Source organism: Bacillus sp. FDAARGOS_1420, assembly GCF_019344915.1.
In the GTDB taxonomy this organism is placed as follows: domain Bacteria; phylum Bacillota; class Bacilli; order Bacillales; family Bacillaceae_G; genus Bacillus_A; species Bacillus_A mycoides.
Genome location: NZ_JAHWJB010000002.1, coordinates 760,977 through 777,037 on the forward strand (window position 1 = coordinate 760,977; position 16,061 = coordinate 777,037).

The following is a 16,061-nucleotide window of genomic DNA, read 5'->3' on the forward strand; positions in this document are numbered from 1 at the left end:
TATCCGAACTACAAGCTTTTTCTTTTTTGATTAACGCCACCAAATCCAAGTCCAAAAGTAATTTCGTATATTTCGAGGAGTAATGCGTATGAAACGTTCACCGTCAAAGAAACAATTTAAATTTGGAAGTGTTTCATCTGGATTTTCTGGAATAAAGGTGACGATGTTTTCGTTACTTGTAATGGTTACTGTGATTGGTGGATCGGTAGGAGAGACTTGAAGTTGTAAAGAAACGTTTGCCGTGTTTTTAAATTCATTATTAATAGGTGGACTTATCACTTGTACTGTGAATAACACGATAATTGTTTCGTTCGGTTCCAAAGTAGTAGCGACTAGGAAACCGATATTCGGATTCGCTAGTGGAGAGCGTTCCCCATTAATGAAGACCGTACCGTTCATAAATTGTAAACCTGCTGGAATGGTGTCTTGTAATGAAATATTTGAAAGTGAAATCTCGGAAGTATTCGTAATACGCACTGTATAATCAAAATATTGGTTTAAATAAGCAGAGCTGACGGAAGCATTTTTTATCACTGCTGCCGTTATAAATTGAACTGGTATACGAACAATATTCGAATTAACAATGAAAATAATAATTGGATCCTGTGGTGTCAATTGGAAAGCAGCTGTAACGGTTGCAGAATTGATAATCGCACTGTTTAAAGGAATAGAAGTTACGAGAACTTTAAATGTTATAGTTGCTACTCCATCTGCAGGTAAAGCGCCGATATTAATGCCAGTGTCTGGACGAATATTTGGAACCGAAGTACCGTTAATTGTTACGCTGTTTTCTATAAATGTTGTACCAGATGGAATCATATCTAAAACGGAAGTACTTACTGTAGGAATTGGGGAATTATTAAATACCTCTAATGTGAATGTAATAATATCTCCTATAACGACAATAGATTTGTCAGCGGTTTTCTCAATGCGCACCATTGGATCAATGAGTGTTGTTGTAACGGTATTTGTTTGCTTTGTAATTGTAATAGGTGGTTCATTCGGATCAAGGATAACAGTATAGGAAACAGAAGCATTGTTATTAATTGTAGGCTGAAGAGTCGAAGAAGATATTGTTACTTGGAACGTAATGATAGCAGATTCATTAGGAGCAAGGTTTCCTAATGTAATACCGTTTTCAGGATTCGCATTCGGTTGATTGATTCCGTTAATCGTAACACTGCTAGTAACGAAGGTTGTATCTACTGGTACGGTGTCTACAACGAAAAGATCTTCAATCGTTACATTGCCACTATTAGTAATTGTAATTGTATACGTTAAAGTTTGACTAGGTAATGCATTCGTGGCATTAACAGATTTTATGGCAACGACATTATCATTTTGGACAGTTGTTGTGACAGTATTTGTTGTAGTCGTATTTGTAACAGGTAAGTTATTTGGATTGACTATATAGTTAAAAGTAGTAATTGCTTTGTTGTTGAGCTCATTTGGTGTTGGAATAGAAGTTACAGTTACTTGGAATGAAGCGATAGTATTTCCACCTACAATTATAGTGCCAATTGGTATGCCGCTTACTGGATTAACTCCCGGAAGAGTTTCTCCGTTGACAATGACGCTATTTTCTATAAACGTAGTACCTTGAGGAATAATATCTTGAATGATTACATCATTTGCTGCAACATTACCAGTTTGATTTAATGTAATTGTATACGTTAACGTATCACCAACCGTTGCAAATGCAAGGTCAACAGCTTTATTACTAGTCAAATTCGCATGATTAATTTCTGTTACAGCAGCTGATGAAATAATAGTTTCGGTAATAGGTTGTTGATCTGGTACTGTGTATTCATATTCAATTGCACTCGTGTTAGAGATTGGATTTGTTTGCGGAATCGAAATAACCCGGACTTGGAATAGAATAGTTGCTGTCGTATTAGGCGGAATGTTATCAATTGGTATACCGCTAAGTGGATTGTCATTTGGCCGAGCGTTGCCATTTACAATAACACTATTCTCTATAAAGCTCGTATTTGCTGGGATGATATCTGTAACGATAATGTTTTCCACTTGTATATTTCCGTTATTTATGATGGAAATTGTATAAGGGATAATAGTTTGTAGGTCAGCGTATTGGATTGGCGTTGTTTTTGTCGCAATTACATTAGCAGAAATAACTTCAGTGAAGGTAATATTACTAGTCGATATTTGTTCTTCCCCGTTTATTGTATAGCGGGAAGCTGATTGATTTTGAACATGGCCGCTAGCTGGAAGAGCTACGACGGTAACAGAAAATGTGACTGGGATAGAAATGTCAGGAGCAATCGTTCCTACAAGTATACCGGTACTTGGATTGGCGTTAAGCTGCGGAATGTTATTTACTAAAACGCTACCGTCTATAAAGGTTGTTCCATCAGGAATATTGTCTGTAAATACAACAGCAGTAGCATCTGTATTCCCTGTATTCGTTAAAGTTGTTGTATAAGTTAAAATGTCACCAATCGTTACAGAAGTTAAATCAACAGTTTTCAGTGAAACGATATCAGCGTCATTAATTTGAACGAAAGTAGTATTGGAAGTAGTAGATTTTTGAATTGGTGCAAAGTCAGGATTGAAAATAAAGTCGTAGACGATGTTTGCAGTATTAGGTGCTGGATTTACAGCAGGTAAATTCGTAACGGAAACTTGGAATGTTATTGTTGTCGATTGACCTGACGCGATATTAGCAATGGAAAAGCCGATATTCGGATCTGCTGCAGGAAGTACAGTATTGTTAACTATTACACTTCCCGGAATAAATACTGTTCCATCTTCTATAGTATCTGTAAAAAAGATGGAGTTAGTTGTAGTGGATCCGTTATTTTGGATTAATACTGTATATTCAATGATTTCATCAATATTAGCTAATACTTTATTAGCGGATTTTGTAGCGATAAGAATAGCGTCAATAAATTGTATATTTGTACTATTGGAAGAGGTCGTTTCTGAAATTGGTGGTGAGCTTGGATCCGGTTGATATTCATAGTGAATGACAGCGATATTATTAATGTTATTTTGAGAAGGTATAGAGACTACATTTACTTGGAACGTAACAATAATCGTATTATTTGGAAGGATAATATCAAGGGTGATTCCGGTAATTGGATTTTCGTTAGGTCTTGGTATGCCATCTACAAGGATGCTATTTGGAACGAATGTGGTGCCAGCTGCAATTGCGTCAATTAGGAGAGTATTTGTAATAGGTACTGTACCAGCGTTTGTAACGGCGACTGTATATGTGATAATTTGACCGATGCGTGTAATGGATCTATTGGCGGATTTAATTGCACTAATATTTGCCGTCCGCACTTCCGTGTTTACTGCATTTGATAACGATCTACGCTGAATAATCGGAGAGCTAGGGTCAATTTGGTATTCGTACGAAGTGTCTGAAATATTAATGACTGTATTGCCGGACGGTATATTTGTAAGTTGTACTTGGAATGAAATAGTGACTGTTTCATTTGGTTGTATCGTGCTGAGAGTTACTCCGTTTTCAGGATTCGCGCCAGGCTGAATCACAGTATTTATTGATAAGCTATCTTCAATGAATATAGTACCTTCTGGAATGTTATCAATAAACACGGTATTGTTAGCTGGAATGGTTCCTATATTTTGTAGTGTATTTGTGTAGGTAATAATTTGCCCAATTGATACGAAAGTTACATCCGCGCTTTTAACAGAAATAATATTTGCATTTTGAAGTGATGTTGTAACAATGTTAGAATTTGCAGAGCGATTCACCGGTGGAGCTGTAGGAATACTTACATATTGGTAATTTGCAGAAGATTGATTTACAATTTCGGTTTCAGTAGGTGGATTGTTTGTTTGCACTTGAAATAGTATCGTTTTTGAACTATTTGCTGGAATCGTTCCAATCGGTATTCCGTTTTCTGGATTTACACCTGGCTGCAGGACACCGTTAATTGTGACACTATCGGGAACGAATGTAGTCCCAGCTGGAATAGAATCTGTAAAAATAATATTTATTGCGTCAACATTGCCGATATTTTTCACTTCAGAAATATAAAGTATAGTTCCGCCAATATCTACAGTTATTGGATTGGACGTTTTTGTAATTGTCAATTGTGCTTGCACAAAATTTGTAATGACAATATTACTTGTAGATGTTTCAGTAATAGGCGGCTGGCTTGGATCTGGTTGAATTGTATATGTTGTATTGGATTGATTTGTAATAGAATCTTGCGAGAATGAATTATTAATAAGAATTTGAAACGAAATAAGGTGAGTAGCGTTTGCTGCAAGGTTAGGCAAAGTAACACCTACGTTTGGATTGGCACCAGGTATAGCTGTTCCGTTAAGTGTAAAACTATTTTCTACGAATGTAGTCCCATTTGGAGTAGAATCTAAAAATGAGAGATTAGTTGCTGAGATATTTCCGTTATTTTCTAATGTTATCGTGTAGGTCAAAATATCGCTAGTTGTTGCTTGTTGTGCATTGACTGCTTTTAAAGAAATGATAGTCGCATCTGAAATTTGTGTGGATGCTGGATTAGAAGTAATTGTACGAGAGATGATAGGAGAGGTTGGATCGGCGATAAAAGTATAGTCAATACGGGCTGTATTAGAAATTGGATTCACGCTTGGAATGGATTGAACGATAACTTGGAATGTGACGGTCACGATTTCTGACGGCGCGATGGCGTTTAATGGTATCCCTACGTTTGGATCGGCACCTGGAACGGAAACGCTATTAATGGTCACGCTATTAGGAATAAATGCAGTTCCTTCTGGGACCAAATCTGTTAAATTAACTGTATTTGCAGTTGTATTTCCGTTATTTTGAACGACTACTGTGTAAGTGATTGTACCGTTAGTAGATTGTACGAGAGAATCTGTATTTTTAATTACGGATAACGATGCATCAACGACAGCTGTATTAACCGTATTAGATGAGGATGTTGCTGTAACTGGAGGTTGACTTGGATCGACAATATACGTGTAACTTGTAATGGCTTGATTTATAATCGCCCCTTGCGGTGGAATAGAGCTTGCAAGAAATTGGAACGTAATAGTAGCAAAATCACCTGGTGCGATAATACCAACTGGAATACCGAGAGTTGGACTTGCATTTGGAAGTGACATTCCATTTAACGTAACGCTATTTGGAACGAATACTGCACCTACAGGAACTCCGTTTATGAGCAATACAGAATTTGCAGGGAAATTTCCGGTATTTGTTAATGTTGCTGTATACGTAATTATATCTCCGATGGATACGATTGATCGATTTGCTTCTAAAACAGTAGTAACGGTAGCGTTATTAATTTGTGTTGAAGCGCCATTAGAATTTATTGTGCTTGTAACAGGAGGAGCTGCCGGGTCAACAATGAATGTGAATTGAATAGATGCAACGTTTGTAATTGGGTTTGAAGGTGGAGTAGATGCAACCATGACTTGGAAAGTAACAGTTAAGGAACTGTTCGTACTAACGGTTCCGATATTAACCCCGTTATTTGGATCTGCCCCTGGAATGATACTTCCATTTACAGAGAAACTATTTTCAACAAAGGTCGTTCCAGCTGGAATAAGATCTGAGAAATTTAAATTCGTAGCGTTTGTATTGCCGCTGTTTTGAATCAAAACTGTATAAGTGATTGTGTCTCCGATATTTGCAAAGGCTGTATTAGCAGTTTTTACAGCTGAAAGTATCGCTGAATTAATAGAAGTAACGAAGACGTTCGTTTCCACATTACCAGGCTGGGCTTGTAATGAATTGCCTACGTTATATTGGAAGTTAACAAATCCTAAGTTTTGGAGTTCAGGTGTGAACGTTGTTGGATTGCTTACAATTTGAACTTGGAATATGATTGTTACGATTTGATTTGGAGTTATTGTATTTATGCCAACACCGCTAATAATAGAAGCGGATGGTAATGGAGTGCCATCAACAACAACTGATCCCGCAACAAATTGTGTCCATGTTGGTAAAGGATCTGAAAAAATAACGTTGTTAGCAGGAATATTTCCTGTGTTCGTAATAGTAGTTGTATACGTAATCGTATCACCGATAGTTGCAAAAGCTTTATCTCCTATTTTAATAGTGTTTAAAATAGCACTTTCAATTTTTGTTATAACGTTGTTAGAAGTAATATTTTTTGAAACTGGAGGATTTGCTGGATTAACGATATGTTGGAAGCTCACACTAGCTTGGTTGGAAATTGGATTTATAGGCGGAATTTCATTGGCATTAATATGAAATGCTATGATGACAGATTGGTTTGGCGCGATATCACCAATTGGAACACCTGTAATTATATTTGCATTTGGGATGCTAATTCCGTTAAGTGTAAAACTATTCGGTTCAAAGGAAGTTCCGGCTGGAATAAGGTCGGTAAAAATAACATTCGTTGCACTAACATTTCCGCTATTTGTAATTGTAACGGAGTAGACGATATCCTGCCCGATATCTACCGTTTCCGCATTTGAATTTTTTTGTGCAGTAAGGATAGCGCTATTAATTTGGGTTGTCGTTGTATTCGATTGATTGGAAGTTGTAATAGGTGACTGGCTAGGATCAACGACATAATGATATGTGGTAGAAGCAAAATTAGAAATTGGATTAAGTGTTGGAAGTGTAGTAACAGTTGCTTGGAATGTAACGATTGCCGTATTACCCCCATTAATTGAACCTATGTTTACACCAGTAGACAAATCAGCGTTTGGAATGGTTTGCCCATTAACTGTGAAACTGTTTGGAATGAAACTTAAATTGCTATCAAGAATATCGATAATAGTTACATCAGTTGCAGCCACATTCCCTGTATTAGGAAGGTTAAGTGTAAATGTTATTGTATTACCAACATCCGCAAAAGTAAGATTTGCTGTTTTTGTACTAATAATATGTGCGTTGTTTATTTGAAGAAGTGTAGTGTTGGAGCTAGCTGTATTCGATACCGGCGGATTACCTGGATCAACAGTAAACTCATATGTCGTTGATGCTGTATTCGGTGCTGGATTAATAGGTGGAATGCTGTTCACTGTAACTTGAAAGACGATACTATATATTTCATTTGGTGGAAGTGCTGCAAGTAATACACCTGTATTTGGATCCGCATTAGGTTGTAAAATGCCATCGACAGTTAATGTGCTAGGAACAAATGTGAGTCCACTTGGTAATACGTCTGTGAATACAATGTTAGTTGCATCGGTATTGCCTACATTGATAATAGAAGTAGTATAAAAGGCAGTTTGCCCGATATCTGCAAAGGATACACTTTCATTTTTCGTCATGGATAATATAGCTTCTCTAATTTGCGTTGAAACAGGATTACTAATTGAAGTTTCTGCATCAGGTGGTGAGACTAATTGATACGATGTCGATGAGAAATTTACAATTGGATTTGCGGTTGGTAATGAGGTCACGTTTACTTGGAATGAAACATTTACTGTAGCCCCAGCTGTTATAGGACCAATATTTACACCATTCGTTGGATTCGCACCGCTTTGAGGAATTCCATTGATAGAAAATGTGTTTGTGATAAATGTAGTTCCGCTCGGCATTGTATCTGTGAAAATAACATTTTGTGCGGAGGAATTTCCGTTGTTTGTTAAAGCGACAGTATAAGTGAGTGTGTCTCCGATGCTGCTAAATGCTTTATCAACTTGTTTCGATGAAAGAATGGTAGCTGTATTAATTGTAGTGAACACTGTGTTGGAAGTAGCAGTTCTTGAAACAATAGGTGCATTTGGATCAGCGATAAATGTGTAAGAAGCAGTAGCGGAGTTGGCAATGGGATTTTGAACAGGGGTGGTAGTAGCGGTAACTTGAAATGCTATAGATATTGAGCTGTTAGGAGCAATTGATCCAATCGTTATACCTGTATTAGGGTTAAGACCAATTTGTGTGATGCCATTTATTGTAACACTATCAGTAATAAATGTTGTGCCATCTGGTATAAGGTCAATGAAAGTAATATTAGTTGCATTTGTATTACCTTTATTCGTTAAAATTGTCGTATAGGTAATGGTATCACCTAGTGTTACAAGCGTTTGATCGACCGATTTTACCATCGTTATCATAGCATCTAATACAGGGGTTGTAACAATATTCGTTGAAGTAGAAGTAGTAGCAGGAGCACCGTTTGGATCGACAGTATAAGAATATAAAATTGTATCGTTACCCATAATCGAACTTGAAGGTGGAATAGAAATAACATTTACTTGGAAAGTAACAGTTACTGTTTGGCCAGGAGCGATATTGGGTATATTTACTCCAAGTGCTGGTTGCGCACCAGGCTGTTGAACTCCATTTATTGTGACTGAATTTGGTATAAATGTAGTGCTAGCTGGAATAGCACTTGTAAATGTTATATTAGTTGCGGGTGTATTACCAGTATTCGTAATAGTCGTTGTATACGTAATTGTATCTCCGACAGAAACTATAGATTTATCAGCACTTTTTGTTGTAGTTAATATTGCACTATTTATTGTCGTAGTCACGGTATTAGATGAAACGGTTTGTGTTATAGCGGGTTGACTTGGATCGACAATATGCTGAAATTGTACAGAACTAGAATTAGAGATTGGATTTATACTTGGAATGTTTGTCACAAGGACATTTATCGTAATAGTAGCCGTACCACCTGGATTTATATTTCCAATCTGAATCCCGTTTGCCGGATTGCCAATTTGCTGCGTACCAGAATCATTTATAAGAGTGCCAGATATAAATGTCGTTCCATTAGGCAAAATATCCGTGAAAATTATATTTTGTGAAGTGACATTTCCAGGGTTATTTAATGTAATTGTATAAGAAATTGTATCGCCGATCGTTGCGAAATTTTTATCCGCGGATTTAACCGCTATAATTTCTCCGGAATTTATTTGTGTCGAAACAGAATTGGATGTTGTACTTCGTGAAACGAGTGGTAAATTAGGTCCTGTCATAAATTGATAATTAATAGAAGCACCGTTTACAACCGGTGAGTTTGGTCCCCCAGGCCCAATTGTGAAAATTGGATTTGGAATACTAACTACTTGCACGTGGAAGGTGACGTTTATAAAATCTCCTGCAATAATATCCCCAATTGGTATCCCATTCGCTGGATTTACTCCAGGTAATAAAACCCCACCTACTCGAACGCTATCTTCTATAAATACTGTATTATTTGGAATCGGATCTGTAAAAATGATATGAGTAGCAGTCGTGTTCCCTATATTTTCTAATAAAACAGTATACGTTAAAAATGAATTTCCAGGTGCTACGTCAGAAAATAGACGATCCACACTTTTCGTTGCTTGAATAATTGCTTCATTTATTTGAACTAAGACCGGATTACTAGTAGCCGTTTCTGTAACAGGCGGCTCGGTAGGGTCAACAATGATAGAGTATGTTGTACTAGATTGGTTCATCGTAGGGTTTGAAGCTGGTATTGAACCGACAATGGCTTGGAAGGTAATGGTTGTCGTTCCTCCAACTGGAATTGGGTCTAAAGGAACCCCGCTATCTGGCCTAAATCCGAGTTGTGGGATGGTATTAATTTGTACGCTATCAGGGACGAATGAAAGTTCAAGTGGTAATATATCGATAAAAACAGGTGTGTTTGCAGTTGTATTTCCGTTATTAGTGAGAGTAGTTGTATACGTAATTGTATCGCCAACAGCAGCAAATGCACTGCTCGCAGTTTTTGTTGCGATAACGGAAGCAGTATTTACTTGTGTAAAAGTTTTATTGGATTTAACTGTTCGTGAAACAGGTGGTTCATTAATATCTACAATAAAACTATATTGAAGCGATGATTTATTAGGGATTGGATTAGGATTTGGAATCGTTGTAATGTTTACTTGAAAGCTGAGTATAACTGATGCATTTGAATTTATGTTACCGATATTGATACCATTTTGTGGATTTGCATTAGGAATGGTTGTTCCATTTACTGTAAAACTATTTAGAATAAACGTTGTACCATCTGGAATTAAATCTGTAAAAATAACATTGTTTGCGGTAGTGTTACCGGAGTTAGTAATGGTAGAAGTGAAAGTAAGTGTATCTCCAATAGTAGCGAATGTTGAATTGACAGTTTTATTTATAGATAGAGTAGCATCAATAATTGGAGTAACCGTTGTGTTTGTAATTGTACTACCAACAGCAGGTGATTGGTTTGGATTCACTGTATATTCATAATTTACAAGGGCGTTATTTGTTAATGTGCCACTAGGCGGTATCGCTAAAATTTGTGCTTGAAAAGCAATAAATACAGTATTACCTGGTGGAATATCTGCTAAGTGAATACCAAGTGATGGATCTAATCCTGGTTGTGGAACATTATTGATAGTTACGGAGTTTTGGATAAATGAAGCTCCTGCGCCAAGCCCATCCGTTAAAACATTTGCACTAGCAGGGATATTTCCAGTGTTTGTAACTGCAATCGTATAGGTAACGATATCTCCAATTGCAGCTGTCGGTGTATTCACTGATTTAGTAGCGACGATCGTAGCGTTATTAATTTGAGTTGTTATTACGTTACTTAACGCATTGGCGGATGCTGGAGGTAAGTTAGGATTTACGACATATTGGTATGCTATATTACTTTGATTAGGGATTGGGTTCGGATTCGGGATGGAATTTACTTGTACTTGGAACGAAATTATCGTATTTGCATTCGGATTTATTGGATCAATTGCTATCCCATTCGCTGGATTTACATTAGGAAGTATATTCCCATTTACTGTTACACTATTAGGAATAAACGATGTCCCGTTTGGAATTACATCTGTAAAAATCACGTTTGATGCAAGAGTGTTCCCACTATTCGTTAAAGTAGTCGTGTACGTAATAATATCATTTACGTTAGCGAACTGTTTATCTGCAGATTTTACAGCGGTAATCGTAGCGTTATTAATTGTTGTTTGTACCGTGTTAGAAGCCACCATCTGCATTACAGCTGGTTTGGATGGATCGTACGTATATTGGAATGTTGTGCCTGATTGATTTGTAATCGGATTTACAGCAGGGATATTTGGTACAAAAACCTGGAATGAAACGGTACGTGATGAATTCGCCCCGATCGTACCGATCAAAATACCGTTAGCAGGATTTGCATTTGCTATAGGGACATTGTTAATCGTTACAGTATTAGGAATGAACAGGGTACCCGCTGGAATGATATCTGTAAACGTTACATTAGAAGCTGGGATATTCCCGTTATTTGTTAAAATAGTCGCATATAATATGACATCACCAACATCAGCGAAATTTGTGCTCGTTAGTTTTGTAGCAACAATATTAGCAGTATTAATTTGTGTAGTTACTATATTGCTAGCAGCGTTTCTAACAACAGCAGGTAAACTCGGATCAGCGATAAAGCTATATTGAAGTGAAGCGCTATTTTGAATTGGATTTGGTGAAGGTAGCCCATTTGCACTTATTTGAAAAACAATCGTTGTAAAACCACCAGCAGGAATGGAGCCGACTTGAAGGCCGGTACTTGGGTCTGCACCTAGCTGTAAAGCGCCACCTATAAAAATACTATTTGGTACGATAGTGGTGCCGGGAGGGATTATATCGGTAACAATAACATTGTTTGCTGTAGTATTGCCAAGGTTAGCTAAGGAAATTGTATATGTGATTGGTTGCCCAACATCAGCAATAGTTAAATCTACTTGTTTGACAATAATTACATTTGCTAAATTAATTTGTGTACTTACAGTGTTACTTAAAGATGTTTCTATAATTGGTGGATCGCCAGGATTTAGAATAAAGCTATACTGTGTACTAGATGAATTTATTGTTGGATTTTGTGCTGGTAAAGAGGTGACAGTTACTTGATAAGAGACGGTAAGTGAGCCGTTAGCAGGAATGGAAGGTAACGGAACACCTATATTTGGATCTGCGTTATTTTGGAGCACACCATTAATAAGGAAAGTGTTTGGGATAAAGGTAGTACCGTCTGGATTCGTATCTACGAAAGTAGGACTATCAGCAGAAACACTTCCTGCATTCGTTAAAATAACGGTATAAGTTAATATATCCCCTACGGTAGCGAACGCTCGATCCACTGTTTTGGCTGAAATGACATTTGCATCGTTTACTTGAGTAAATGTAGTGGTTGAAGTAGTGTTCTTACTTACAGGTGAAGCGTTTGGATCAACAATAAAGTTATAGGAAATGGAGGCACTATTCGAAATAGGATTTGGGTTTGGAATACTAGTTATTAATACCTGGAATGAAGCTGTAATTGTAGTATTAGCATTGATGCTACCAATATTGATGCTAGCTGGTGTTGCGCCCGGCTGAGTAACACCGTTAACTATAACACTGTTCGGTACGAAGGAAGTACCATTTGCAATTGAATCGGATAGTAATACATTGTTCGCCGCAACATTTCCATCGTTTGTAAGAGCAAAGGTGTAAGTTAATACATCTCCAACTTCCGCAAATGTTTTATCCACAGATTTTATAGCATGTAGATTTGCTAGTCTAATTGTTGAGGTAACAGAATTAGAATTTGCTGTTTTTGAAGTTGGCGGCAGGCTTGGGTTTACAGTGTAAATATAAGAGGCGAAAGCATTATTAATGATAGGATTTTGGGAGGTAATGTTGATGACTGTTACTTGGAACGATAAGGTGAAAGTAGCTCCGCCAGGAATTGTACCGATAGGTAAGGCAATAAGAGAAGTTACATTTTGCAAAACGCCGTTTAGCGTTACAGTACCTGGAGTCAATATCGTTCCATTTGGAAGTGGATCGGTTAGCTGTACGTTCGTTGCAGCAGTATTTCCACTGTTTGTAATAAGGACTGTATAACTGATTGTATCTCCAATTGTAGCAAATTGTTTATTTGTCGATTTTGTTAATGTTAAATTCGCATTGTTAATTTGAGTGGTAACGACGTTAGAAGCGATGTTTTTCGTAACGGGTGATTGACTAGGGTTGACAGTATACTGATAAGAAGCGCTTGATCCATTAGATACGATATTTGCTGGAGGTATTGTGTTTACTACTACTTGAAATGAAACGTTTTTTGTCGTACCAGTTGGGATGGAACCTATGTTCACACCATTAGCGGGATTCGCACCAACCTGTGTCGTGCCATCTATTGTTAAACTGTTTAGGACAAAAGTTGTTCCTGTAGGAATGGCATCTGTAAAAATAACATTGTTCGCATTCGTATTACCTGTACCCGTAAAGGCAACAGTGTAAGTCAGTGTATCTCCAATATCCGCATAGTTTTTATCCACCGTTTTTGCCATAGTTACCGTAGCATTATTCACTTGAGTAGAGACGGTATTAGTCGTATTAGTACCACTTACTGCAGGCAGATTTGGTACAGGATTGTATTGATATGTTGTTGTACCACTATTTAATATTGGATTTGTTTGGGGGATAGAAGGAACGAATACTTGAAATGAAATGGTAGTAGTAGAATTTGCAGCAATAGTCCCAACGGATATACCATTAGCAGGATTTGCTCCAGCTTGAATAACGCCGTTAACAGTTACACTACCTGGAATAAAAGTAGTCCCGTTTGGAATGGGATCCGTATATATAACATTTGTAGCAGCGATATTTCCTGCATTAGCTAAGGAAATACTATAAGTTAACGTATCACTAATATCGGCAAAAAGTTTGTTAACTGATTTAGTTCCATTAATAGTTGCAAGGTTAATTTGTGTGCCGGCAGCATTACTCGTTGCCAGACCGTTAAAAGTTGTTCCCCCAGCAATTGGTGTGTATTGAAACGTAATGTTAGCGGTGTTAGAGATAGGGTTTTGATTTGGAAGAGAAACGACAGTTGCTTGGAAGGTCACTGTACGAGAAGCGTTGTTATTAATTGTTCCAAGAGAAATACCAGCGGCAGGATTTGCGTTTGTTTGTGGTACATTATCTATCGTTACGCTGCCAGGTATAAAGGAAGTGCCGTTAGGGAGAATGTCTGTAAAAGTAACGTTATTTGCAGGAAGAAGACCGGTGTTAGGGACAGTAACTGTATAGGTTAGAATATCGCCAATTGTAGCAACACTTTTATTTACGCTTTTTGTTGCTTGTATATTAGGTGAATTAATATCAATTTGTAAACCAACTGTATTTAGCATATATGCGTCACCGTTCGTTGTTAAACGGATTGCGGCGGAGACCTGGGAATTTGTTAAATAAGGAGAAATATCAATAGAAGTAATGTCCCAACCTTGCCGACCGGCGGAGATATTTGTAGCTGTAGAGGCACTCTGGTTCCTCGTGCCAAATGTTCCAGTTGTATCTAAATTTCCAGCAGCATTATTAATTTGGGAACCGAAGAAATTATTTACAGCATTATTTGGCCCAGATAATGCATTTAATGAACTGAAATTTGGTCCAAATAAAGCTTGATCCCCAGTTAAATCAGCATCCCCTTCAGTAGAACTTATTAATAATCTCCCGCTTACAGGTCCCCCGGCAGGTGTTAAAAACCCTGAGACAGATACATCTGCACTACCGGTTTCTACAGAAACACGGTTACCAGCTACGTAAATTGTTAAATTTCTTGCAGGTAAGGAACCGTTTTGATAAGCGACAATAAGCGTCCATCCAGCAGAGTTGATTGCTCCATTAGAAGCGTCTAAAGGATCTACAAGTCCAGGAACAGAACCTGTTGTATAAGATCCAGATCCAGCAGCTTGAACGAGTGACGTTACATCTGCTGAACGTGTATAAAATCCAAATGTGACAGATCCAGAAACGAAAGTTTGATTTGAAGCTGTAACAGCCGAAGGGGTAATTGAGTATGTTGACACAGGTGTTGTAAAAGAAACGGGGTTTCCTAATACGCTCGTAATGTTTTGATCCCGAGATAAATAGTTTCCACCCCAAACGAGTTCTGCGTAAAGAATAGTACTGCCAGCAGGGATATTCAAAATAGCGGTAGAACTATTTTGTGTATAGTTTAACGTTGTACCCGCAGGAAAAGTAGTTACTTGTAAAGCGGTATTCGTAGTTACGAATGCACCAATTGCACCGATTGTACCAGCACGGTTTAGATTGCTAATTTTACTTAAACCTAGTGTGTTTCCTGTAATAGCCAGTGCGCCGTTAGTGGTGGTAGAAAATCGATTCGTAATGGGCATGTTGTCACCTCATTTACAATATAGTCTTGGTCAAAATAGGATATGCGTGTGACTGGTAAAGGGAAACATGTACAAGTTGATTTGATAATAATGATTTAAATGTCTAGATAAGGAGATGGAGAATGATTGAATTGGAAATTAGAGTGGAGCGTCTTAGTAGAGAAAAAACAGAGGATATTGTAGCATTATCTTCTTATATTGGCTGGGATTATAACAGAGAAGAAATTGAAACGATTTTTAATTCAGGTATTGTATATGGTGTGGTAAATGGGAGGGAAGAGCTTATTGCAAGCGCGGCAATTATATTATACGGGGAGACATTAGCGTCTATCGGAATGGTGATTGTACATCCAGATTATAAAGGGAGAGGGATTGGAAAGGCGATAACGGATTCATGCGTTAAAAGCGTATCAACTCAAACTCCAATTATGCTTATTGCTACGGATGAGGGGAAGCCTTTATATGAAAAACTAGGATTCAGGGCTGTTAGCTATGTTTCTAAATACATATGTAACTCGTACAATGCGAATTATACATGTGTAGGAAATAAAGAGTATATGATGAATTATGAAGAGTGTGATTTAGAAGAAATAATACAAATAGATGAACGTGCGTTTGGAACAAATAGAAAAGCGTTTTTAAAGAAAAGAATTATGCAAAGTGAACAGTGTATCGTTGAGAAGGATAAAGAACAAAATGTACTAGGATATGGTTTGAGTTTACAAACGTCAGAAAATAAAATAATAGGACCGGTAGTTGCTAAAAATGATGCGATGGCAATGAGAATTGTACATTACTTAGCAAAAGGGCATAATGGGAAATTAAGAATGGATGTACCAGAAGGAAAGAAAGATTTCGTGAAAGAGTTAGAGATTAGCGGTTTTCAAAAGGTTAATACACCGCCAATTATGATGAAAAATAGAGATCGATTTTTGAAAAGAAATGGAGAATTATATAGTATTGCAGCACAAATTTTCGGATGAAAAAAGAATCCTTAT

At 37.3% G+C, this 16,061-nt stretch carries 2 protein-coding genes; one reads left to right on the plus strand and one right to left on the minus strand.

The annotated features are described in order from the left end of the window. Window positions 1–30: 30 nt before the first annotated feature. Window positions 31–15,063 (minus strand): DUF7507 domain-containing protein, encoded by a 15,033-nt coding sequence (locus tag I6L50_RS14255; protein WP_219301841.1) that lies wholly within the window; start codon window positions 15,061–15,063, stop codon window positions 31–33. 122 nt (window positions 15,064–15,185) lie between these two features. Between I6L50_RS14255 and I6L50_RS14260 the strand changes: the two genes are divergently transcribed. Further along, window positions 15,186–16,046: a GNAT family N-acetyltransferase gene (locus I6L50_RS14260; protein ID WP_219301842.1), complete on the plus strand. Its 861-nt coding sequence runs from the start codon at window positions 15,186–15,188 to the stop codon at window positions 16,044–16,046. The last annotated feature ends 15 nt before the right edge of the window (window positions 16,047–16,061 follow it).

Coding starts and splice junctions, on each gene's coding strand:
- I6L50_RS14255 (WP_219301841.1), bottom strand. CDS start 15,063: ATGCCCATTACGAATCGATTTTCTACCACCACTAACGGCGCACTGGCT.
- I6L50_RS14260 (WP_219301842.1), top strand. CDS start 15,186: ATGATTGAATTGGAAATTAGAGTGGAGCGTCTTAGTAGAGAAAAAACA.